The sequence below is a fragment of the Conyzicola nivalis genome (assembly GCF_014639655.1).
Taxonomy (GTDB): Bacteria; Actinomycetota; Actinomycetes; order Actinomycetales; family Microbacteriaceae; genus Conyzicola; species Conyzicola nivalis.
This window is the reverse complement of the sequence record NZ_BMGB01000001.1, coordinates 775,104-797,208: the sequence shown is the minus strand read 5'-3', so window position 1 is coordinate 797,208 and position 22,105 is coordinate 775,104. Positions and strand designations below refer to the sequence as shown.

20 protein-coding genes are annotated in these 22,105 nt (G+C 68.3%); 10 read left to right on the top strand and 10 right to left on the bottom strand.

All coding sequences use genetic code 11. The features are described 5' to 3' along the window. The first annotated feature begins 93 nt into the window (after positions 1 to 93). Positions 94 to 906 carry a TrmH family RNA methyltransferase gene (locus IEV96_RS03875; RefSeq protein WP_188509371.1) on the top strand — a complete coding sequence of 271 codons (813 nt, stop codon included), beginning with the start codon at positions 94 to 96 and terminating at the stop codon, positions 904 to 906. A 1-nt stretch (position 907) separates the two neighbouring features. On the opposite strand, the gene IEV96_RS03870 is transcribed toward IEV96_RS03875, so the two are convergent. Continuing rightward, positions 908 to 1,159 carry a hypothetical protein gene (locus IEV96_RS03870; RefSeq protein ID WP_188509370.1) on the bottom strand — a complete coding sequence of 84 codons (252 nt, stop codon included), beginning with the start codon at positions 1,157 to 1,159 and terminating at the stop codon, positions 908 to 910. A 105-nt stretch (positions 1,160 to 1,264) separates the two neighbouring features. On the opposite strand from IEV96_RS03870, the gene IEV96_RS03865 reads away from it, so the two are divergent. From IEV96_RS03865 to IEV96_RS03855, 3 genes are all read left to right on the top strand, one after another. Next, complete coding sequence (locus IEV96_RS03865) at positions 1,265 to 2,806, top strand: APC family permease (RefSeq protein ID WP_188509369.1); 1,542 nt, start codon at positions 1,265 to 1,267, stop codon at positions 2,804 to 2,806. Between the two features lie 14 nt (positions 2,807 to 2,820). Further along, on the top strand, positions 2,821 to 4,047 hold the full coding sequence (locus tag IEV96_RS03860) for a D-alanyl-D-alanine carboxypeptidase family protein (protein WP_188509368.1): 1,227 nt from the start codon (positions 2,821 to 2,823) through the stop codon (positions 4,045 to 4,047). Positions 4,048 to 4,184: 137 nt separating this feature from the next. Continuing rightward, positions 4,185 to 5,288, top strand: coding sequence for a fatty acid desaturase family protein (locus tag IEV96_RS03855; RefSeq protein ID WP_229733036.1), 1,104 nt, complete (start codon positions 4,185 to 4,187; stop codon positions 5,286 to 5,288). A gap of 82 nt (positions 5,289 to 5,370) precedes the next feature. Here IEV96_RS03855 and IEV96_RS03850 read toward each other — a convergent pair whose 3' ends face one another. Beyond that, entirely contained in the window at positions 5,371 to 6,144 is a 774-nt protein-coding gene (locus IEV96_RS03850; protein WP_188509366.1) for an SGNH/GDSL hydrolase family protein, read from the bottom strand. Positions 6,145 to 6,310: 166 nt separating this feature from the next. Between IEV96_RS03850 and IEV96_RS03845 the strand changes: the two genes are divergently transcribed. The 3 genes from IEV96_RS03845 to IEV96_RS03835 all read left to right on the top strand — a co-directional run bounded on the left by IEV96_RS03845 (position 6,311) and on the right by IEV96_RS03835 (position 9,873). Beyond that, the gene (locus IEV96_RS03845; protein WP_188509365.1) at positions 6,311 to 6,577 is read left to right on the top strand and encodes a GlsB/YeaQ/YmgE family stress response membrane protein; all 267 of its coding nucleotides are present in this window, start codon (positions 6,311 to 6,313) and stop codon (positions 6,575 to 6,577) included. An 80-nt stretch (positions 6,578 to 6,657) separates the two neighbouring features. Then, positions 6,658 to 7,914: a DNA polymerase IV gene (gene dinB, locus IEV96_RS03840; RefSeq protein ID WP_188509364.1), complete on the top strand. Its 1,257-nt coding sequence runs from the start codon at positions 6,658 to 6,660 to the stop codon at positions 7,912 to 7,914. 153 nt (positions 7,915 to 8,067) lie between these two features. Continuing rightward, positions 8,068 to 9,873 (top strand): DEAD/DEAH box helicase, encoded by a 1,806-nt coding sequence (locus tag IEV96_RS03835; RefSeq protein WP_229733347.1) that lies wholly within the window; start codon positions 8,068 to 8,070, stop codon positions 9,871 to 9,873. A gap of 117 nt (positions 9,874 to 9,990) precedes the next feature. On the opposite strand, the gene IEV96_RS03830 is transcribed toward IEV96_RS03835, so the two are convergent. From IEV96_RS03830 to IEV96_RS03810, 5 genes are all read right to left on the bottom strand, one after another. After that, positions 9,991 to 10,194 (bottom strand): cold-shock protein, encoded by a 204-nt coding sequence (locus IEV96_RS03830; RefSeq protein ID WP_131418413.1) that lies wholly within the window; start codon positions 10,192 to 10,194, stop codon positions 9,991 to 9,993. Positions 10,195 to 10,372: 178 nt separating this feature from the next. Beyond that, positions 10,373 to 13,831, bottom strand: coding sequence for an error-prone DNA polymerase (locus IEV96_RS03825; protein WP_188509362.1), 3,459 nt, complete (start codon positions 13,829 to 13,831; stop codon positions 10,373 to 10,375). 16 nt (positions 13,832 to 13,847) lie between these two features. Then, positions 13,848 to 15,407: a DNA polymerase Y family protein gene (locus IEV96_RS03820; protein WP_188509361.1), complete on the bottom strand. Its 1,560-nt coding sequence runs from the start codon at positions 15,405 to 15,407 to the stop codon at positions 13,848 to 13,850. Then, positions 15,404 to 16,123, bottom strand: coding sequence for a DnaE2-dependent mutagenesis accessory factor ImuA' (imuA', locus tag IEV96_RS03815; RefSeq protein WP_229733034.1), 720 nt, complete (start codon positions 16,121 to 16,123; stop codon positions 15,404 to 15,406). Before imuA' ends, IEV96_RS03820 begins: the two co-directional genes overlap by 4 nt. 237 nt (positions 16,124 to 16,360) lie before the next feature. After that, positions 16,361 to 17,107, bottom strand: a complete 747-nt coding sequence (locus IEV96_RS03810; protein WP_188509360.1) for a hypothetical protein — start codon at positions 17,105 to 17,107, stop codon at positions 16,361 to 16,363. A gap of 51 nt (positions 17,108 to 17,158) precedes the next feature. On the opposite strand from IEV96_RS03810, the gene IEV96_RS03805 reads away from it, so the two are divergent. Further along, positions 17,159 to 17,641, top strand: a complete 483-nt coding sequence (locus IEV96_RS03805; RefSeq protein WP_188509359.1) for a GNAT family N-acetyltransferase — start codon at positions 17,159 to 17,161, stop codon at positions 17,639 to 17,641. A 39-nt stretch (positions 17,642 to 17,680) separates the two neighbouring features. Here the strand turns inward: IEV96_RS03805 and IEV96_RS03800 are convergent, their stop codons facing one another. Genes IEV96_RS03800 through IEV96_RS03790 form a run of 3 tightly spaced genes read right to left on the bottom strand, consistent with a single transcriptional unit; the run spans position 17,681 to position 20,141 of the window. Beyond that, positions 17,681 to 18,586, bottom strand: a complete 906-nt coding sequence (locus IEV96_RS03800; protein ID WP_188509358.1) for a hypothetical protein — start codon at positions 18,584 to 18,586, stop codon at positions 17,681 to 17,683. A gap of 11 nt (positions 18,587 to 18,597) precedes the next feature. After that, positions 18,598 to 19,698, bottom strand: coding sequence for an FUSC family protein (locus IEV96_RS03795; RefSeq protein WP_229733032.1), 1,101 nt, complete (start codon positions 19,696 to 19,698; stop codon positions 18,598 to 18,600). A 47-nt stretch (positions 19,699 to 19,745) separates the two neighbouring features. Further along, positions 19,746 to 20,141, bottom strand: coding sequence for an SHOCT domain-containing protein (locus IEV96_RS03790; protein WP_229733030.1), 396 nt, complete (start codon positions 20,139 to 20,141; stop codon positions 19,746 to 19,748). A gap of 89 nt (positions 20,142 to 20,230) precedes the next feature. Between IEV96_RS03790 and IEV96_RS03785 the strand changes: the two genes are divergently transcribed. Both IEV96_RS03785 and IEV96_RS03780 read left to right on the top strand, forming a co-directional pair. Beyond that, a complete protein-coding gene (locus IEV96_RS03785) occupies positions 20,231 to 21,415 on the top strand; it encodes an AI-2E family transporter (protein ID WP_229733028.1) in 1,185 nt (394 codons plus the stop codon). A gap of 15 nt (positions 21,416 to 21,430) precedes the next feature. Continuing rightward, positions 21,431 to 22,102: a GAP family protein gene (locus IEV96_RS03780; protein WP_188509357.1), complete on the top strand. Its 672-nt coding sequence runs from the start codon at positions 21,431 to 21,433 to the stop codon at positions 22,100 to 22,102. Positions 22,103 to 22,105: the final 3 nt, after the last annotated feature.

Here is a 22,105-nt window from a genome sequence, read left to right as displayed (position 1 = left end):
CAGAGTAAACGTGTTCCTTTGCCGAAATGTTTCCGATTGCTGGCAGTGTCTCCTCGCCGGCGCCCTCACCCCTGCAGAAATGGACGTTCCCGCATGCGCATCGAGAGAATCACCGACCTCGAGCGCGACGAGCTGCGCGATTTCAGATCGTTGACGGATGTCGCGCTGCGACGCGTGAGCGAACCCGCCGGTGGCCTCTACCTCGCCGAGTCCACGAAGGTGATCGAACGCGCCCTCGCTGCCGGGCACCGCCCGCGGTCGTTCCTGCTCATCGAACAGTGGCTGCCCGACGTCGAGCGGCTGCTCGCCGCCTACGACTTCGACGACGTTCCGGTTTTCGTCGGGGCGCCCGACCTGCTCAAGCAGCTCACCGGATTCGACATGCACCGAGGCGCCATCGCGTCGATGCACCGCCCGCCGCTCGCCGCCGTCGCCGACCTGCTCGACGGCGCCCGTCGCGTCGTGGTGCTCGAGGACATCGTCGACCACACCAACGTCGGCGCGATCTTCCGCTCGGTCGCTGGGCTCGGGGCCGACGCCGTGCTCATCACGCCGCGCTGTGCCGACCCGCTGTACCGGCGCAGCGTGCGGGTGAGCATGGGAACGGTGTTGCAGGTGCCGTGGACCCGTCTGCCCGAGTGGCCGGAGGGCGCCGAGCAGCTGCGGGCGGCCGGTTTCCACATCGCCGCACTCGCGCTGTCGGACAGCGCCGTCGAACTCGACACCTTCGCGTCATCTATGCCAGAAAAGGTGGCGGTACTGCTCGGTTCCGAGGGCGACGGGCTCAGTCGGGCCGCGCTGGAAAACTCCGACACGGTCGTGACCATCCCCATGATGCACGGCGTCGATTCGCTCAACGTCGCCGCCGCCAGTGCGGTTGCCCTCTATACCCTGCGGGTGCGCTGATCTAGAACGAGGAGTTGGCCAGCACGCGCTCGTGCTCCGTCGCCGGCCGCGTGTAGGTGGCGACGCGGGACCGCGGGTCGCGCGACCGGTACCGCCATACCCCGGGCACCACCTGGAGTTCGCGGTCCGAGGGGTCGACGAGGTGCAGAGGGAGACTGCCGGAGATCTCGTTCACTGACGCTGTCATACGCGTTGCGAGTGCCGGTGCGCCGAGGCACTCGAACTGAATGCGGTACTGAACAATATTCGTCATGTTCCCGACCCTACCCCCGATCGGGGGTCAGAACCTAAACGCTCCACAACGTCACGGCTGACGGTCAGGTTGTAGTATCTCGGTACCACCCGAGGGGAGACGGCGATGTCTGACCAGAAAACCAGCCCGACGAGCACCGGAAAAGGTCTCGCTACCGGCACGCTCGGCCTCGTCGGTTCGACGGTCATCGGGCTCGCCTCGACGGCCCCGGTGTACTCGCTCGCGGCGACCCTCGGCTTCGTCGTGTTGGTGGTCGGAGCGCAGGCGCCGATCGCCTTCATCATCGCGTTCGTGCCGATGTTCCTCATCGCCTTCGCCTACCGCGAGTTGAACCGCGAGGTGCCCGACTGCGGCACCACGTTCACCTGGGCGACCAAGGCCTTCGGGCCGTGGGTGGGGTGGATGGGCGGGTGGGGCGTCGCGGTCGCGGGCATGGTGGTGCTGTCCAACCTCGCGCAGATCGGCGGCAAGTACTTCTGGCTGCTGATCAACCCGGAACTCGCCCAGAACGGGTTCGTCGTCACCTCGACCGGGGTCGTGTTCATCGCGGTGATGACCTGGATCAGCTACCGCGGCACAGAGATCGGCGAGAGACTGCAGAACGTACTGCTCGGCATCCAGTACCTCGCGCTCGTGGTATTCGTGGTGGCGGCCGTCGTCGCGGTCGCCACGGGAACGGCGCCCGCGGGTGCGACCGCGCCCCAGCTCGACTGGTTCAACCCGTTCGCCTTCGAGTCGGCCTCCGCCTTCGTCGAGGCCGTGCTGCTCGCCATCTTCATCTACTGGGGGTGGGACACCTGCCTCGCCCTGAACGAGGAGACCAAGGATCCGCAGCGCACTCCCGGTCGCGCCGCGATCCTCTCGACGGTCATCCTCCTCGTCACCTACGTGGGCGTCGCGGTCGCGACGATGGCCTACGCCGGTCTCGGCACCTCCGGCGTCGGACTGGGCAACGAGACGAACGCCGAAGACGTCTTCTTCGCCTTGAAAGACGTGCTTCTCGGGCCGTGGGCGTGGCTGCTCGTCATCGCGGTCATGGTGTCGGCCGTGTCGTCGACGCAGACCACGATCCTGCCGACCGCCCGCGGCACCCTCGCCATGGCGGCGTACAAGGCGTTGCCGAAGAGATTCGCCACGGTTCATCCGCGATTCAAGACCCCCGCGTTCGCGACCTTCGTTATGGGCGTCGTCGCTACCGTCTTCTACGTGGCACTCACCATCATCAGCGAGGACTTCCTCTCCGACACGATCCTGGCGCTCGGCCTCGCCATTGCCTTCTACTACGCGATCACCGGGTTCGCCTGCGTCTGGTACTTCCGCGGTGAGCTCTTCGCGAACGCGCACAACGTAGTCTTCAAGCTCGTCTTCCCGCTCCTCGGCGCGCTGATGCTCACCGCCGCCTTCGTGTTCTCGGCGATCGACATGTTCGACCCCGACTACGGCTACACGGTGATCTGGGGCATCGGCGGCGTCTTCGTCGTCGGCATCGGATCGCTCGCCCTGGGCGTCGTGTTGATGGCCCTGTGGTTCGCGTTCCCCGGCTCGAAACCGTTCTTCCGCGGCGAGAGCCTCAACCGGGAGACGCCCATCCTGGCGCCCGAAACGGAACACCCGCCGCTGCGCTCAGTCGATGGCGGGTACGCCTAACTTACGATGGTCGAATGCCCCCCTCACGTCGCCAAATCCTCCGCCGTCGGCGCGTGGCGTTCTTCGGTGCCGCAGCGGTCGTTCTCGGCACGGTCTTCTATCTGCCGCTGACCCTGCTCGCACCCCTCGGCTCCGTCGAAGCGGCCGTCGCACCGGTCGAGGTGGCCGCGCAACCGGCCGCCGCGCTCGAGTGGCCGGCCCTCGGCGCCAGCGCGGTGGGAGCGATCGGCTATGACGGGGTCTTGGCGGCCGGGGGAGCCTCGGCGCCCGCACCCATGGCATCCATCAGCAAGATCGTCACGGCGCTCGTCGTGCTGCAGGCCAAACCGCTCGAGGTGGGCGACACCGGCCCCGACATCACCTTCACCGCGAAAGACGTGGCCATCAGGGACGCCTACCGGGCGGTCAACGGCGCCACCGAGCCGGTCACGGCCGGCCTCGTGCTCAGCCAGCGCCAGGTGATGGATGTCGTGCTCGTGGAGTCGGCCAACAACTACGCCGAGTCGCTCGTCACCTGGGCGTTCGGGTCGGTCGAGGAGTTCGTGCCGGTCGCGAACGAGTGGCTGAAGACCAACGGACTCAACTCGACGACGATCGTCGAACCGACCGGCATGTCGCCGCTCAACGTGAGCACCGCGGGCGACCTGGTCGCGCTGGGAAAGCTCGCCCTCGCCAATCCCGTCGTCAACACCATCGTCGGCACGAGCACGGAGACCGTCCCCGGTGTCGGCGACCTCAAGAACAGCAACACGCTGCTCGGCGTCGACGGCATCCGCGGCATCAAGACCGGGACCCTCGACGAGGCCGGGGCGTGCCTGCTGTTCGCCGCCGACTACGTCATGGGCGGCGAGACGATCACGATCGTGGGCGCCGTGCTCGGCGGTGTCGACCATAAGAGCCTCAACGTGTCGGTCCGGTCGTTGCTCGCCGACGTAGAAGAGAGCTTCCGGGTCGTCCCGCTCACGACGGCGGGCCAGCCGTTCGGCACGTACACGACGCCGTGGGGCGACACCGCCAACCTCGTCGCGACGAAAGACTCGAGCGCCGTCGTCTGGTCTGATCGCCCGGTGGCCACCGCCGTCGAGGCGGGCGAGGTCGGCGTGGCCGATAAGGGGAAGGACGTCGGCGAGGTCACCTTCACGGTCGACGGCGAGCAGATCACCGTCCCCTTAGAGCTCGCCTCGACGATCGACGATCCCGGCGCGTGGTGGCGCCTGACGAACCCCGCAGCGCTGTTCTGACTAGCACACCTCGACCCCACACGCGAAACAATTTCGCGTGCACAGGTTTCTCAGAGTTGCGTCCTAGACTGACGAACATCCGCCAAGAGCTCCTGCTCACCTCCATGACTGGGAAGTCGAAACGACATAGAGGTCCAGTGACGAATTCAGCATCACAGCCTGCCGCCCGCATCATCAAGACGGGCCAGCGCGGGCTGGCCAACCCGGTGTCGGAGTTCTCCGCTCTGCTGCACACCGTACGCGACGCCGGTCTCCTGCACCGCAAGCGCTCCTTCTACATTCTCAACTTCGCCGTCATCACGCTGCTCATGGCCGCGTCGTGGGTCGGAGTGGTGCTGCTCAGCGGCACCTGGTACACCCTCATCCTCGCCGCCGTTATGGGCGTGCTCTTCACCCAGTACGCGTTCATGGCCCACGAGGCCAGCCATCGCCAGGTCTTCGAGTCGGGCAAGGCCAACGACCTCACCGGTCGTGTGCTCGCCGACCTGTTCGTTGGTATCAGCTACTCGTGGTGGATGACGAAGCACACCCGCCATCACGCGAACCCGAACACCGCGGGCAAAGACCCCGACATCGAGACCGACTTCATCATCTTCACGAAGGAACATGCCGAAAAGGTCTCCAGTCCCTTCGCCACCTTCCTCGCCCGCCGCCAGGGCTGGCTGTTCTTCCCCGTGCTGATCTTCGAAGGCATCAACCTGCACCAGCACGCCTTTATGACCGTATTCTCGCCGAAGAAGAAGGTCGACAAGCGTTCGCTCGAAATCGTCTTACTCGCAGTGCGCCACGTCGCCTTCATCTCCGCCGTGTTCCTCGTGATGCCGCTCGGAATGGCGTTTGCCTTCCTCGGCGTCCAGCTGGCCGTATTCGGCCTCTACATGGGAGCCTCGTTCGCCCCGAACCACAAGGGCATGCCGGTTCTCCCGAAGGACAGCAAGGTCGACTTCCTGCGCCGCCAGGTGCTCACGAGCCGCAACATCCGCGGTGGCTGGTACATGAACATCTTCATGGGCGGGCTCAACTACCAGATCGAGCACCACCTGTTCCCGAGCATGCCGCGCCCGCACCTCAAACGTGCCCGCGAGATCACGAAGGAATACTGCCAGAGCAAGAACATCCTCTACACCGAGACGAGCGTCCTCGAGTCGTACGCGATCGTGATCGCGTACCTCAACCGGGTCGGACTCTCCGCCGGCGGAGATCCCTTCGATTGCCCCGCCGCCATGCGGTACGGCCGCTAAAACCCGCGTACCGATTGAGCCCGTCGAAATCTGATTTCGACGGGCTCAATCCTCGTTAAACAGCCTGATCCACGTCAGGCGGCTATTCCGCCTCCGGCCAGGCCGGACGCTTGGCCGTGACGTTGTCTCCCGACGACTGGTGCCGGATGCGCCTGAGCACCCACGGCATGAAGTGCTCGCGTGCCCAGCCGAAATCTTCCACCCGCGCGTGGCGCCACGTGCTCGACGGCAACGGTTCGGGCACGTACGGCTCGAGGTCGTTCTGCACGTTGAGCGTCGCGAGCACCATGCGCGCGATCGTGTGGTGGCCGAGGGGGGAGAAGTGCAGGCGGTCGGGCGCCCACATGCGCGGGTCGCGCAGCTCCCGCAGCGGCCACATGTCGGCGACCACGGCGTCGTGTCTCGCCGCGATGCCCCTGACGTTCTCGTTGTAGATGGCCACCTTGCCGCGATGGCGGCCGAGCACAGGCGTCGTACCGATGTCGGGACCGTTGAACAGCACAACAGTCGCCCCGTCCGACGTGAGCCGCTCGACGGCGCCCTCGAGGCGCGAGGAGATCTCGTCGGGGTCGGTACCGGGGCGGATGATGTCGTTGCCGCCGGCCGAGATCGAGATGAGATCGGGACGCAGGGCGAGCGCGGGCTCGACCTGCTCGTCGATGATCTGCTGGAGCAACCGCCCGCGGATCGCCAGGTTCGCGTAGGCGAAGTCGTCGGTCTGCTGGGCGAGGACCTCGGCGACACGGTCGGCCCAGCCGCGGAATCCTCCGGGACTCGCCGGCTCCGGATCCCCGATTCCTTCGCTGAAGGAATCGCCCAGGGCGACGTATCTGGTCCACGGGTGCTGCTGTGTCATTACCTAAGAGTGCATCAGGTTCCGCAGAATCGCCAGTCGCATAGCACAGGTGATGGTTATTCGGCAATGAGCTTAGCTGTATTTGACCCCCCAATTAGGTGCGTGCTTGGCTTACTGCTGGTTCCGAGACCCGGGACCTGCAGTACTGACCGACTGGGAGGTCGTCATGGGAATCATTGGCTGGATTGTATTGGGCCTTATCGCAGGTGCAATCGCAAAGGCTATTCTGCCGGGCAAGCAGGGCGGCGGATGGATCATCACCCTGATCCTCGGTGTGGTTGGAGCCCTTCTGGGTGGCTTCATCGGAAGCGCACTCTTCAACGCACCGCTCGAGGACTTCTTCTCGATTCAGACCTGGCTGCTCGCGATCGGTGGTTCGATCATCGTTCTGCTGATCTACGGCCTCGTCACCCGCGGTAGCCGTCGCGCATAATTAGCGACACGCTGACTTAGAGCGCCCCTTCCCGTTACGGGAAGGGGCGCTTTGTCGTACCGGGCTGGGATGATGGAACGGTGAGCAAACAAGACGGCAGCGGGCGCCAGGTCAGCGCGGTCGACGTCGACGACAGCACCGCCACCGTGCTCCACGTCGACATGGACGCGTTCTTCGCCTCGGTCGAGTTGCTCGAGCGTCCCGACCTTCGCGGCAAGCCGGTCATCGTCGCCCACGATTCGGCCAGATCGGTGGTCACGGCCGCCACCTACGAGGCCCGCAAATTCGGCGTCAACTCGGCAATGCCGCTCGCGATCGCGAAGCGGCGCTGCCCTCAGGCGATCGTGCTCGAGCCGCACTTCGACCGCTACCAGCACTTCTCCTCGATGGTCATGGCCATCTGCGACGAACTCACCCCCTCGGTCGAGCGGCTGGGCATCGACGAGGCTTTCCTCGACGTCGCCGGCTCGCGCAAGCACATCGGTTCGCCCATCACCGTCGCGACCATTCTGCGGCGCCGGGTGTTGGATGAAACGGGGCTCGTCTGCAGCGTGGGTGCGGCGGCCACCAAGTTCGTGGCCAAACTCGCCTCGAGCAAGGCGAAGCCCGACGGTCTGCTCGTCATCCCGCGCGACGGCACCCTCGACTTTCTCCACCCGTTGCCGATCAGCGGCCTGTGGGGCGTCGGCGGCAAGACCGAGGAGGCACTGACCAAACACGGCATCCGCACCATCGGCGATCTCGCTCACACGCCGGTCACCTCGCTCAAGCACATCGTCGGCGAGGCCGGCGGCAGCAAGCTGCACGACCTCGCCTGGGGAATCGACCCTCGCACCGTCCAGCCCCGCGCCGTAGAGAAGAGCATCGGGCACGAGGTCACTTTCGAGACCGACGTCACTGACCCCGCCATCATCCGCCGCGAACTCCTCCGACTCTCCGGCATGGTCGCCGTGCGACTGCGTGGCGGCGGCGCGGTGGGGCGCACGGTCGTGCTCAAACTGCGCTTCGGCGACTTCACCACGATCACCCGCTCCCGCACCCTCGGCGAGTCGACCGACCTCGGGCGACGCATCTACGACGAGGTGAGCGAGATCTACGCCCAGACCGGCAAACAACACGCCCGGGTACGGCTCGTGGGCGTTCGCGTCGAACAACTTTCCGAGGGCGGCGGCGGGCAGATGAGCCTATGGGACGACGACGATTCGTGGCGCGACGCAGAAGACGTGATGGACGCCGTGAGCGCCCGGTTTGGGCGGGGGAGCGTGACTCAGGCGTCGCTCCTCGGCAACAACCGAGGCCGCGAGAGCGAGGCCAAAGGCTTCGCCAGAGACGCCTGATGCCGTTCGCCGAGCATGCCCGCTGACAGCGGACCCCCGCGACGGCGGGTAAAGTTTCATCAAGTGAATACTCCCTCTGAGACCCCGGTATCAACCGGCGCGGCCCAGAGCGGATCAGCACAGGGCCAACCAGCACCGAACGAATCCGAGCAGATCCCCGCTCCGCTTCCCGGCACCGGATTCCACCCCCACGTCGGAACCTTCGCCGCCGAGCACCTCTCGCCGTCGTATCCCGAGCGCGCGGCCCGCGGTACCGCGAGTGCGCTCCGGGCCTGGCAGGCCGAGGCGCTCGACGCCTACTTCGAGAAGGAGCCGCGCGACTTCCTCGCCGCCGCGACGCCCGGCGCAGGCAAGACCACCTTCGCGTTGCGCCTCGCGACCGAGCTGATCGCGCGCCGCGAGGTAGACCGCATCACCGTCGTCGCGCCGACGGAGCATCTCAAGCGGCAGTGGGCCGAGGCGGCTCACCGGGTGGGCATCCGGCTCGACCCGGCCTACGCCAACGGCCAGGCGTTCGGCGGACGCCGTTTCCACGGCATCGCCGTCACCTACGCCCAGGTCGCGGTACGTCCGCTGCTGCACCGCACGATCACCGAGTCCGCGCGCACCCTCGTCATCCTCGACGAGATCCACCACGGCGGCGACGCGCTCAGCTGGGGCGACGCCATCCGCGACGCGTTCGGGCCGGCCACCAGGCGGCTCTCGCTGACGGGAACCCCGTTCCGCAGCGACACCGCCCCCATTCCCTTCGTCAGCTACGCGCCGGACAACAAGGGCATCCGCACGTCGATCACCGACTACAACTACGGCTACGGCCGGGCCCTCGCCGACGGTGTCGTGCGCCCCGTCATCTTCATGGCCTACGCCGGCAAGATGCGGTGGCGCACCAAGATGGGCGACGAGATGGAGGCCCGGCTCGGCGAGGGCGACACAAAAGACATCACCTCGCAGGCCTGGCGCACGGCCCTCGACCCCGGCGGCGACTGGATCACGGCCGTGCTCAAGGCCGCGAACCGCAGGCTCAGCGAGGTGCGCCACGCCGTTCCGGACGCGGGCGGCCTCGTCATCGCGACCGACCAGACCACGGCCCGCGCCTACGCCAAGGTGCTGCACGGCCTCACCGGCGAGATGCCCACGATCGTGCTCTCCGACGAGAAGGAGTCGAGCGAGCGCATCGATGTCTTCTCCCAGGGGTCGCAGCGCTGGATGGTGGCGGTGCGCATGGTGTCGGAGGGCGTCGACGTGCCCCGCCTCGCCGTGGGTGTCTACGCGACATCCGCATCGACGCCCCTCTACTTCGCCCAGGCGGTCGGTCGTTTCGTGCGCACGCGTCGCCGCGGCGAGACCGCGACCATCTTCCTGCCCAGCGTCCCCAACCTGATGGCACTCGCGTCGACGATGGAACTCGAGCGCGATCACGCGCTCGACCGGGAGACGCAAGACGACGGCCTGCTCGACGACGGCCTGCTGAGCGACGAGAACCGGGAGGAGAAGACCTCCGACGATCTGCTGCAGGACGAGTTCACCTGGGAGGCGCTCGAGTCCGACGCGAACTTCGACAAGGTGCTCTACGAGGGCGGCGAGTTCGGTTTCGCGGCCGACCCCGAGAGCGACGAAGAGCTCGACTTCATCGGCATCCCCGGCCTGCTCGAACCCGACCAGGTACGCGAGCTGTTGAAGCAGCGGCAGGCGCGGCAGTCCAAGCGGTCGGGCGACCGGCAGAAGGCGCTGCCGGCGGAGGATCGCGATCCGCCCGCGCTGTTCCGCACGCTGAAAGAACAGCGCACGCTGCTGAACAGCCTCGTCGGCATCCGGTCGAAGATGACGGGGGAGCCACACGGCCTCATCCACGCCGAGCTGCGCCGGATTCTCGGTGGCCCGGCCGTCGCCCAGGCCACCGTCACGCAGCTGCAGGCGCGTATCGACTACCTGCGCAAGCGCGTTCGCGGGCTGCAGTAGGTCTCTTCTCGGACAACCAGTTAAAACAAGAACAGCCCCGGTATAGGACCGGGGCTGTTTTTGTTGATCTGTTAGATCGGTACTACCTATCTTGCCTGTGCTTCTTTACTGCAAAGACTAGAGGGAGCGGATGTTCTCCGCCTGGGGACCCTTGGGTCCCTGGGTGATGTCGAACTCAACCTTCTGGTTCTCGTCGAGGGACTTGTAGCCGCCGCTCGCGATGGCTGAGTAGTGGGCGAAAACGTCCGGGCTACCATCCTCGGGAGCAATGAAGCCGAAGCCTTTTTCTGCGTTAAACCACTTTACGGTGCCAATTGCCATGTAAAACTCCTCCAGGAGCGTTCTTCTTGGCTCCGATTGTCGGAACCTTACCGTCAAGCTCGATTGAGCTTGCCAGTTCACGCTAAGGGTATAGGAGTTATTGGCCGGAATGGGGAATAACTTCAAAACTCGACGAAATAATATTTTCCGTGTCGCGCGCGGGTGACTCCCTGGGTGGTCAGCGGAAGTCGCGTGAACTCGTCTGCTGGCCAACCGTGAGCGCTTCTATGCGGTCGGCGACGAGGTTGATGACGCCCTCGGCGGAGCGCTCGAGAATGCCCCGCACGACCATCGCGGGCGCCTCCCGTGCGACACGCCGGTAGCGGTTCCACACCCCCACCGAACAGATCACGTTGACGAGCCCCGACTCGTCTTCGAGGTTCACGAACGTGATGCCGCTGGCCGTCGCCGGTCGCTGCCGGTGGGTCACGACGCCGGCCACCTCGATGCGGCGGCCGTTCTCCGCGTCGCGCAGGCGGGCGGCGGAGTACACGCCCCGCGCGTCGAGCAGGTGCCGCACGTGCCGGATGGGGTGGTCGGTCGGCGAGATGCCGGTAGCCCACAGGTCGGAGCTGAGCTGCTCCGCGTCGGACGGCATCGAGAACAGCGGGGGCTGCACGGTGACCGTCGACCCGGGGAGGAACTCGGCGCGGTCCTGCGCGGCGCTTCCCGCGGTCCACAACGCCTCGCGCTGCGTGAGGCCGAGCGAGTCGAACGCTCCGGCGGCGGCGAGAAACTCCAGCTGCGCCGTGGTCACCCCGACCCGGCGCACCAGGTCGGCCATCGAGGAGTAGTCTCCGCCGCGCTCGCGTTCGGCCACGATGCGTCCGGCGAGCGGCGCGCCGATGCCCTTCACCTCGTCGAGCCCCAGACGCACGGCGAATGCGGCGTCGCGGCGGTGCGCCGCATAGTCGAGACGGATGCCACGGTCGAACGTCTGCGGAACGGGTGGTTGCTCGCGGTCGAGGCAGTTGCTGCTGGTCGAGTAGGGCGCCCTAGCGCCCGTATCGAGACCTTCCAGCCCCGACCCCACACCGGAGAGCAGGATGTCGGGCCGCAGCACCTCGACCCCGTGCCGGCGGGCGTCGGCCACGAGACTCTGTCCCGAGTAGAAGCCCATCGGCTGGGCGCGCAGCATCGCGGCGAGGAACGCGGCCGGGTAGTGCAGCTTCATCCACGCGCTCGCGTAGACGAGCAGCGCGAAGCTCAGGCTGTGGCTCTCGGCGAACCCGAAGTTGGCGAAGGCCTGGATCTTGCCGTAGATCTCGTCGGCGACGGCGGGCTCGATGCCGTTCTCCGCCATGCCCGCATAGAGCTTGGTGCGCAACGACTCGATGCGCTCGATGCCGCGCTTCGACCCCATGGCACGGCGCAGCAGGTCGGCGTCTTCGCCCGTGCAGTTGCCGACCTCCATCGCCATCTGCATCAGCTGCTCTTGGAAGACCGGGACCCCCAGGGTGCGCTCGAGCGGCTTCTTCAGCTTGGGGTGCAGGTAGGTCACTTCTTCTTCGCCCAGCTTGCGGCGCACGAACGGGTGCACGGCGCCGCCCTGGATGGGACCGGGACGGACGAGCGCGATCTGCACGACGAGGTCGTAGAAGCGGCGCGGCTGCAACCGGGGGAGCAGCCCCATCTGCGCGCGGGACTCCACCTGGAACACGCCGATCGCGTCGGCGGCGCACAGCATGTCGTAGACGCCGGCCTCCTCTTTGGGGATCGTGTCGAGGTCGATGCGGTCGCCCACCGAGTCGCGCACGATGTCGAAGCCGTGCTGCAGGGCCGAGAGCATGCCGAGACCCAGCAGGTCGAACTTCACGAGACCCATCCACGCGCAGTCTTCCTTGTCCCACTGCACGACGGTGCGGTCTTTCATGCGTCCGCGTTCGATCGGTACCACCTCACCCACCGGACGGTCGGTGAGCACCATGCCGCCCGAGTGGATGCCCATGTGCCGCGGGAACTTCATCACCTCGAGCGCGAGGTCGACCACCGCCTCGGGGATGTCGTGCTCGGTGCTCTCGGTGAGGGCGCCGTGACGCTCCACCTGCTTCGACCACGCGTCTTGCTGGCCGGGGCTGTGCCCGAGCGCCTTGGCCATGTCGCGCACCGCGAACTTCGGCCGGTACTGGATGACGTTGGCCACCTGCGCCGCGTTGACTCGCCCGTACTTGCCGTAGACGTACTGGATGATCTCCTCGCGCCGGTCGGAGTCGAAGTCGACGTCAATGTCTGGTTCTTCTTCGCGCATGCTCGAGAGGAAGCGTTCGAACGGCAGCTTGTACTGGATCGGATTGACCGCCGTAATCATCAGCAGGTAGCAGACGGCCGAGTTGGCGGCGGACCCCCGCCCCTGGCACAGGATGCCGCGGCTGCGGGCCTCACGCACGATGTCGTGCACGATCAGAAAGTAGCCGGGAAAGTCTTTGTCCTCGATGACCTGCAGCTCGCTCTCGACCCGAGCCGTGTCATCCGGGCTCAAAACGATGCCACGCAGGGCGACTCCCTGCCAGGTGAGCTCGCGCAGCCAGCTCATGGGCGTGTGCCCCTCGGGAACCCGCTGCTTCGGCAGCTCGGGCTTGGCCCTGCTCAACTCGAAACCGAGGTCGTCGGCGATCTCGACGGTGCGCTCGATCGCGCCGGGGTAGCGCGCGAACCTGGCCGCCATCTCGGCGCCGGAACGCAGGTGCGCCGAGCCGGATGCCGGCAGCCAGCCGTCCATCTCGTCGAGACTGCGGCGGGCGCGCACGGCGGCGAGGGCACTCGCCAGGTGGTGCTGCTTCGGGGTGGCGAAGTGCACGTTGCCGGTCGCCACGACGCCGAGCCCCTGCGCCGCGGCGATCGCGGCGAGGGCGTCGTTGTGCACGCTGTCGAGCGGGTTGCCGTGATCGATGAGCTCGACGAGCACCCGGTCGCGGCCGAAGAGCGCCGCGAGCATGTCGACCTCGCGGGCGGCATCGCGCTCCCTGTCGCTGCGGTTGACGCCCGGGCGGGTGAGCGCCTGCCGCACGGCGCCCTTTCGACAGCCGGTGAGGATCGTCCACTCGCCGCCCGACTGCCCCGCCCCCGACTGCTCGGAAAGCAGCTCGAGGTCGTAGAGCGGGCGGCCCTTTTCGTCGCCCGTGAGCTGCGCGTGGGTGAGAGCGCGGGCGAGCCGGTGGTAGCCCTCCCGCTGCCGGGCGAGCACGAGCAGGTGGCTGCCCTCGGGGTCGGCGATGCCGTTCTGCGGGGTGCGCAGCCCGAGCGAGAGCTCGGAGCCGAAGATCGTGGCCGGCGCCCGGTCGTTCAGGATTCTCTGCGCCGCGGCCGCCTCGGCCATGCGCACGATGCCGTAGAAGCCGTCGTGGTCGGTGAGGGCGAGTCCGTGCAGGCCGAGCCGCGCGGCCTCCTCGATGAGCGACTCGGGGGAGGACGCGCCGTCGAGGAAACTGAAGCTGGAGTGCGCGTGCAGCTCGGCGTAGGGCACGAGCCCCGCGTCATCCGCCCTCTGCTGCATGGAAGCCCTGAAGGCGCCCCGCTTGGCCGACCACGCGGGGCTGTCGCCGCCGTCGGCACCGGGTGGCAGCGTGCTCGGGCGACTGGCGTCGGAGAGTTTGCGCTCGAACTCCGACCACGGGATCGGCGGGTTGCTCCAGCCCATCAGTTGCTCCCGGCCATCAGTCGTACCGCGCTTCGGCGACCCAGTCGGAGCCGTCGGCGCCGCGGCTGTTCAGTACCAGCAGCCAGGCCTGCCCCGAATCGTCGACCAGCTGGAACCGGCTCGCCCTGCGGCTCGTCGCGGCGTCCCACCAGCGTTCGTCGATGATCCACGGGCCGGCCCACGCCGTGACCCTGCGGAGCTTCGAGCCTGACCCGGCGCTGAACTCGACCGGCGCGGCGGAGAGCGTGCCGCGCTCGTCGACGGTGACCGCGCGGCCGTCGGCGCCGAACACGTGCACGGGGTGCCCGGTGGGGAACACCGTGGCCGGTGCGGGCTGCGGCAGTTGCCCCGGCCACGGGCGGGATGCGACGGCGGGCGGCCGGTCGCCCCAGGCCACGAGCGTCGCGCGGTCGCCGAGGGTGCGCCCGCCGCTCACGACCGCGGTGAGCACGGCCTCGTGGCCGAGCATTCCCTGCACGCGGGAGAGCCCGTGATGGATGCGCTCGTCGGGCCCCGAACCCCACAGCCCCTCCTCGTGGTTGCCGACCGAGTCGACGTTCTCGGGGGTCACGGTGACGCGCGTCACGCCGGAGCTCAGCCCCGACTCGGCCGCGCCGCCCTGCAGCTGCCAGCGCACACGGTCGACGACCTCGCTCGCGGTGAACGACCGCGGGTGCAGCCAGCTGCGCCCCGATACCTCGCCCGAGTCGGATTCGATGTCGATGCGGATGCCCGTGCAGACGAGTTTCGCCGCGATGTGCCCGGCGATGAAGGCGTCGGCGAGGGCGAGCACGCCGAAACTCACCTGGTCGATGCGGTCGAGGGCCGGTTCGAACGACACCGTCTGCTCGAGATGTCTGGGGGGAACGCGCGGCGCCACCAGCTGCGCGTCGAGCCCGCGGGCGAGAGCGTGGGCGCGCGCCCCGGGCTCGCCGAAGCGGTCGCGCACGTCGGTCGCCTCGAGCGCGGCGAAGGCGCCGAGGTTGCGGATGCCGAGGCGTTGCAGCAGAACGGCGAGGGGCGGCTGGTCGAAGACCGCGAGGGGGAGCGGGGCCAGAAACTGGGCGGATGCGCCCTCGGCGACCACACGCACCGCAGCGCGCGCAGTGCCGGTCGACCGTGCCGCCTGCTCGGCCGTGAAGGGTCCGTCGGCGATACCCACGCGCGCGCCGGTAATGCCGAGGTCGTCGAGCACGCCGATGAGCGCGAGGGCGGCCGGCTTCTCGCCGCCGTAGTAGCGTGCCGGCCCGCGCGCGCGGATCGCCAGGCTGCCGGGGCGCAGCAGCTGCACCCCGGGAGTCATCCGTTCGATCTCGGTGATCACGGGCTCGAAGACGCGGTTGTCGACATCGGGGCGGTGCGGCAGCACCACGAGCCCCGAGCAGCGCGCCTGCGCCTCGCGCACGCGGATGCCGCGCTTGACGCCCTCGGCCCTGGCCGGGGCGGAACAGGCGAGAACGAGCCCCTTGTCGATCAGGGCGATCGGCAGCGAGTCGTCGAGGCCGAGATCGCGGCTCGCCGCCGTGACCGGCCAGTCGGGGCTCCACAGCACCATGGTGCGGGTCGGCGTGCTCATGCGGTCGCCGCCTCTCGCATCGGCGTCTCGCGCGCAGCGTGACTGGCACCGAGCGGGGTGACCTCGCGGAACTGCTCGGCCTGGTCGGGCAGCCACAGCCGGGTGCTGCGCGGGCGGCCGCCCGTGCTGCTCGTGACCGTGACGGTGGCCTGGCGCGCCTCGAGGTAGCCGTGACCGTCGCCGAGGCCGCTCCAGTCGCTCTGCGAGAGGGTGAGGATCGCGTCGCTCTGCGGCCAGGCACCCAGCACGATCAGGGTCGAGCCGCGCTGACGCAGCCGGGCGGCCAGCCGGGCGACCGCCCCGTCGCTCGCGCGCTTCGGCGGCCGGGCGACGACGACGCTCATCACGTCGGCGATAGCCGACGTGACGCCGAGCCACTGGTCGCCGGGGTTGGGCACGAGCACGAGACGCTCGAGGTCGATGCCGAAGCGCCCGGCGGCCTCGATGCCGAACTCGGGCACACCCACGACGCCGCACCAGGACCCCGCGGCGCTGGGACCGGCGAGCAGCGCCATAAGCAGCGTGGTCGAGCCGACGACGGAGTAGACGGAACCCTGCTGCAGCCCGCCGCCCGGCAGCAGTCGCGCGATGGCCGGGTGGGTGGGCAGGGTGCGGGTGTCGAGCTTGGTCGACTGCATCGAACGGATGCGCGACTGCAGTTCGAGCACCTTCTGCGCCTTGTCGGCGGGGGAGGAATCGCCAGCGGCAGCGGCCAAATCCCGGAGATCTGTGCCCCCGAGAGTCCGGCCCGAGCGCGCGGGGTACTCACCGACGGCCGGATGGCTCGCCGGGACGGCTGGGGAAAGGAAAGACGCTGCCGCTGGCATCTCTTCATGTTCGAACATACGTTCGAATATGTCAATCGCCACCGACATTCGCCCGGCGTGTCGGCAACGGCCCGCGCGTGTCGGCGTTGCGCGCTCGACAGGATGCCCCGGCTCGTCAGGCCCGAATCATCCTGTCGAGCGTGCGACCGGGCCATCTCGTCCTGTCTGACGGCGCGGATCCTCGGGGGGACTCGGGAATTCCGGCCGGTAGGACGCCCAGGCCGCCAGGTATTTCCGCTGCCCCGCCCACAGCGAGAGAACGAAGCAGACGACGCCGCCCACGGCCCCGACCGTGACCGTCAGCGGTGTCGGAGCGGCGAGAACCCCGGCGACCGTGGAGACGAGCAGCCCGAACAGCGCCGAATTCACCGCGCCGATGAACACCATGCTGCTGCCGGCGACCTGGCTGAAATCGCTCCGGCCGCCGAAGAAATAGTAGGTGCGCACCGAACCCGCGAGGTCGTCGTGCCGGGATGCCATGAGGTAGCGGGCGATCGACGGATCGATCTCGGCGTAGGCGCCCCGCAGACGGTTCATCGCGAGCACGTACATCAGGTCTTCCATCCCCACGTTGAAGACGCGGAGCTGGGTGAGGAAGCCCACGAGCACCACGACACCGAGCAGCACGAGAGCCAGCACCGTGAACGACTCGGAGAAGCCGGTGGCCTGCCCGACGAGCGCGAGGCTGACCAGCGCCGCCGAGGTCAGGGTGAGGAACATGCTGATGCGCGTGAGCACCTCGCTCTGCGCCGTGCTCCTCGATGCGAGCAGACCCCAGTGCTCGGTGGCGAGCAACTGGGCCCGTACGCCCAGCGGCACCTCAGGCTGGCGAGGAGGTTCCTCGGGCAACGGTGGGAAGGCGTGGTTGGCCATACCCCATTGTGATCCCGTGCCGCCGCGGCAAGGAAGGGTACGGTGCTGGAGATGGCCGAACACGAACTCCACCTCCGGCGCTACGTGCCGACTGACGCGGCGGCGACCCTGCGTTGCTTCCAGCGGGCGGTGCGCGGCACGGCCTCGCGCGACTACGACCCCGAGCAGATCGAGTCGTGGGCGCCCGGCGATGTCGATCTCGACGCGTGGGGGCGTCGACGCGCGAGCGCCGAGACCTGGGTCGCCGAGCGCGACGGCGAACCGGTCGGCTTCACCGACGTGGACGACGACGGGTACATCGACATGATGTTCGTCGACCCCGATGCCGCCCGCACCGGCGTGGCATCCGCACTCTTGCAGCGCATCGTCGACCTCGCGAACGCTCGCGGCTGCGCCGAACTCAGCACGAACGCCAGCATCACGGCGCGTCCGTTCTTCGAACGCCACGGCTTCCAGATCGTCGCCGAGCAACGCGTCGAGCGGCGTGGCAGCGTGCTGACCAACTACCGCATGCGTCGCCCCCTGACGGGATGACGCCGCTCGGGGCGGGCGGCCCCGCTCGGCCGGCAACCGCTAGCGCAGGCCCAGCTTCGTCACCCAGTGGCCGAGGAACGCGGCGCCCGCCTCGTCGTGGATCAGCTCGCCCTCGGTGATGATGTCGTAGGGCCGGTCGAGAATGCCGTCGAGCGGGCGCACGTCCACGTGCGCCACGTCGTACCCGGCGGAGTGGAGGTGGTCGGCCATGAGGTAGTCACTGCGCGAGTCGCCCACCGAACGCCACAGCGTCGGCAGCGGGCCGCTCGCCGCGAAATACTCGAGGGCGCGCTCGGCGCCCCGGTCCTTGTCGAGCAGCACGGATTCGATGTCGGTCGAGATGATCGTCGGGTCGAGACGGAATGGCACCTGCCCCGCGGCATCCGGGGCCTCGCGGTCGCCCAGGCGCACGCCGATTCCATGGCGCTCGAGAACGGCGAACGACGCGTCGTTGAAACGCTCCTGCGTCGGCAGGTAGACCTCCCGCGACACGTCGGTGCGCTGTTCGACCGAGACCATGGCGTGCTTGGTCTCGTCGAAGAACATGGTGTCGGAGAATTCGGATGCCACGAGCTCGCGCAGCTCGTCGACGACGGCCTTCGGCAGCGCCACGGCCTCGTCGACCACGATGTCGCCCAGGCCGTCGGCGGTCACGGGGGCCCACACCGCGCCCTTCTCGAACACGCCGAACATGCTGGTTGCCGGGCGGGCGAGCGCCTCGCCCAGTCCGGCGGCGAGAAGGGGAGTGATCACCTCGTCGCGGATGAACGCGTCGGACCTGCCGGTGATGAAGGCGATCGGCACACCCGCTCCGGCCAACAAGACGAGGTCGGAGACGATGCTCGGGATGCCGATGCTGCGGCTGACGGGGCTTGCCACCGGTCCGTCGACGTCGAGGAGCAGGCCGAGGGGCGCGGTAACGGAAGGGGCGGGAGTCGAGGTCACCCCTGATTGTTTCACGGCGTCCGGTCGTCCGATGCCTCCACGATCACCTCGCGCACCCGGCGCAGGTCTTCGAGCAGCGACCCGATGAGGATCCAGTGTGCGGCGCTCGGCGCGAGCACGGTGAACGGCTCGGTGAGCGTCGGCACCTCGTCGGTCGCCGCCTCCTCGGGTTCCGCCTGCTGCATCACGAGCCGCAGGTCGTGCGCCGCGCGGGCCACCTCGGTGGAGAGCCCCGCGGCTGTCGGTTCGGTGTGGATCGTCTCGTCGTAGCGGTCGTCGAGCGCACGGATCATCCCCGGCACCCGCAGCACGAGCACGTGGAGCGTGTCGAGCAGCTGGTGGTCGGTGGCGAGGGTCGAGCGGTGCACCGAGCGGCGCGGGTTGAACCGCAGGCTCTCCTCGGCGCCGGTCACGGCGGCGACCGCCTTCAGTTCCATCGGGCGCAGCAGCCGCGCGGTCACGAGGGCCGACATCCGCTGTTTTGCCGTTGACGGCTCCCTGATCAGCCTGGCCAGGTCGTCCAGCGAATTCGCGACCTCGGCTCCGAGAGCCGCGATCGCGTCCTGCGCCGGTCTCAGTCGGACGGGAGGAACCACGATGACGTTCACCACGACGGCGATCGCCGCGCCGAGCACGGTCTCGATGACGCGCTCGACCGCGTAGCCGGGAGTGGCCGCGCCGATCGTCAGCACGAGCAGGGCGCTGATCGGGATCTGCGCCGTCGTCGACTGGCTGAGCCGGAACGCCCAGCCCAGGAGCAACGACACGAGAATGCTGGCGAGGATGAGCCAGCTCTCCACGCCGAAGAACGCGGCGGCGAGGGAGGCGATCACGACGCCGGCGATGACCCCGACCGTGCGTTCGAGCGCCTTCGAGAACGACTGGTTGATGCTCGGCTGCACCACGAGGATCGCGGCGATCGTGCCGAAGATCGGCAGGTCGCCCGGCAGCACGAGAAGGCAGACGATCCAGGCGAGGCTCGCGGCCACGGCGGTCTTGACGACCTGCAGCAGGGGAGTGCGGTCGGACGCCCGCAGCACCCGCGCGTAACGCGCGGGTGCCAGCCCGAGTTCGGCGAGGCGCCTGAAGCGCGAGTTGCCGGGATCCGTCACGCGACCAGCCTAGGCGGGATGCGCCCCGCCGCCGGCTGTTCCGGAGGTCAGGCGCGCACCGAACCCAGTGCGCGCGACTTGAGGTGGTCGAACTCTTCGGCGCTGATGCTGCCGGAGTCGAGCAGGGTCTTGGCCTTGGCGATCTCGTCGGCGGGGCTCGTGCCCGCGACGTCGCGGATGTAGTGGTCCGTGGCCGCCCGGGCGTCCTGCTCCGCACGGTGGTTGCGCTCGGCCATCCCGCCGCCGCGTGCGACCAGGTACACCAGCGCGGTGATGAACGGTGCGAAGACCAGGAAGAAGATCCACACGGCCTTCCATCCGCCGCTCAGCGTGTGGTCCCTGAAGAGGTCCGCGACGATCGAGAACAGCGCCATCAGGTAGGCGATGAACACGAAGCCCCAGAAGAAGAGCCAGATGACTTCCCAGAAGTTGTCCCAATTCACCGCAGTCCCCGTTCGTCGATTGCACCCTAGGTAGTGAGCGTGACTCCAGAGTGGCGACCTCACCCCTCGCGCGGCCTCGCCCCTGCCGGGTGAACCGAACACCCGCCGGCGGCAGCATCCTGATCTGCATCATGTGGTGGAAGCGCACGGCCCCCGAACTGCCCCCGGTACCCGTCGAGCCGCCCCGGGCCGGCATGCCGCGCGGCACGGCAATCCTGCTCGGACTCGCCGGCGCCGTCGTCGTCGCCTACGGCCTCTCGTCGCTGCGGTCGATCGTCGCCCCGGTGGTGCTGTCCCTCGTGCTCACGATCTGCGCGCACCCCCTGCGCACGGGGCTGGAGAAACGCGGGGTCCCGCGCGGGATCGCGACGGGCACGGTGGCCCTCGCCGTGTTCCTCACCCTCGCGGCGTTCGTCACCGCCCTCGTCGTGGCGTTGGCCCAGTTCGCCACGCTGCTCCCGCAGTTCGCCCCTGAGATCGCGCAGATCGGCCGCACGATCGGCGCCGGGCTGGCCGACCTCGGCATCAGCACGAGCCAAGTGCAGGAGATCGTGGGCGGTTTCGACCCCGGCCGCATCCTCGACCTCGTCTACGGGGTGTTCGGCAACGTCGCGAATCTGACCGTCGCACTCGTCGTCGTGCTGACCACGCTGATCCTGATGGCCGCCGACTCCAGCTACCTCGGTGCGATCCTCGCCGACCTGCGACCCGGCCGCGCGCGGATCGTGACGTCGCTCGAGATCCTGGCCGCGGGCATCCGCCGCTACATGATCGCGACCGCGGCGCTCGGCATCGCCCAGGGCGCCCTCAACGCGATCGCCCTGGTGATCCTCGGCGTCCCCGGCGCCTTCCTCTGGGGGCTGCTCGCGTTCCTCGGCAGCTTCATCCCCAACATCGGCTACTTCATCGCGATCATCCCGCCCGTCGTGTTCGGCTTCCTCGTCGGGGGCTGGCAGACGGCCATTCCGGTGATCATCGTCTACGCGCTGGTCAACGGCGTGGTGCAGACGCTGGTGCAACCGCGCGTCGTGGGTAACGCGGTCGCGCTCAGCCAGACCATCACCTTCCTCTCGGTGCTCTTCTGGGCCACCGTCATCGGTCCCGTCGGCGCAATTCTGGCCGTACCTCTCACCCTCATCGTGCGCGCGCTTCTGATCGACTCGGATCCCCAGGCGGGCTGGTGGCGCCCCGTCATCGGCGACCTCGCGCGCACGAAATCGGTGATGAAGGCGGAAGACGCCGCGCGTAAGAACCGTCGGCGCGGCCAGAAGTAGCGACGGGAGGCTCAAGTGGGACCGGTCATCGGCGACGTGCTTCCGCTGGCCCTCGGCATCGCCATCAGCCCGTTGCCGATCATGGCGACCACGATCATGCTGCTCTCGCCGAAGGCCCGCGGCACGAGCGTGGGGTTCCTGATCGGCTGGGTGGCGGGCATCACGGTGATGACGACGCTTTTCGTGCTGCTCGCCGCGCTGCTACCGAGCGTGCGGCCGCACACCCCGAACGTGCTGATCGGCGCGATCGAGATGCTGCTCGGACTGTTGCTCATCGTGCTGGCCGTGCGCACCTGGCGCGCGCGGCCCCGGGCGGGGGAGTCGCCGCCGGTACCACGCTGGATCACCGCCATCGACTCGCTCACGCTCTGGCGCGGGCTCGCTGTCGGCTTCGTCTACTCGGCGTTCCGGCCCAAGAACCTGCTGATCTCCCTCGCGGCCGGTGTCGTGATCGGCTCGGCGAGGCTCGCGCTGGCACCCGCGACGGTCGTGATGGCAATCTTCGTCGCCCTCGCGGCGTCGACCATTGCCGCGCCCGTCGTCGCTTTCTTCTCGGGGGCACCCCGGGTGACGACCGGTCTCGAGGGGCTGCGCGAGTGGCTGCTGCGTAACATCTCGACGGTCACCGCTACCGCGCTGCTCTTCCTCGGCGTGGTGATCGTCGGCATGGGTATCGCGGAGTTCTAGCCC

Bases quoted from the DNA above. Each gene is read 5' to 3' on its own strand.
- IEV96_RS03830 (WP_131418413.1), bottom strand. From the start codon at position 10,194: ATGGCAATTGGCACCGTAAAGTGGTTTAACGCAGAAAAAGGCTTCGGC.
- IEV96_RS03870 (WP_188509370.1), bottom strand. From the start codon at position 1,159: ATGACGAATATTGTTCAGTACCGCATTCAGTTCGAGTGCCTCGGCGCA.
- IEV96_RS03825 (WP_188509362.1), bottom strand. From the start codon at position 13,831: ATGGGCTGGAGCAACCCGCCGATCCCGTGGTCGGAGTTCGAGCGCAAA.
- IEV96_RS03820 (WP_188509361.1), bottom strand. From the start codon at position 15,407: ATGAGCACGCCGACCCGCACCATGGTGCTGTGGAGCCCCGACTGGCCG.
- IEV96_RS03850 (WP_188509366.1), bottom strand. From the start codon at position 6,144: ATGACACAGCAGCACCCGTGGACCAGATACGTCGCCCTGGGCGATTCC.
- IEV96_RS03845 (WP_188509365.1), top strand. From the start codon at position 6,311: ATGGGAATCATTGGCTGGATTGTATTGGGCCTTATCGCAGGTGCAATC.
- IEV96_RS03805 (WP_188509359.1), top strand. From the start codon at position 17,159: ATGGCCGAACACGAACTCCACCTCCGGCGCTACGTGCCGACTGACGCG.
- IEV96_RS03865 (WP_188509369.1), top strand. From the start codon at position 1,265: ATGTCTGACCAGAAAACCAGCCCGACGAGCACCGGAAAAGGTCTCGCT.
- IEV96_RS03860 (WP_188509368.1), top strand. From the start codon at position 2,821: ATGCCCCCCTCACGTCGCCAAATCCTCCGCCGTCGGCGCGTGGCGTTC.
- IEV96_RS03875 (WP_188509371.1), top strand. From the start codon at position 94: ATGCGCATCGAGAGAATCACCGACCTCGAGCGCGACGAGCTGCGCGAT.
- IEV96_RS03810 (WP_188509360.1), bottom strand. From the start codon at position 17,107: ATGGCCAACCACGCCTTCCCACCGTTGCCCGAGGAACCTCCTCGCCAG.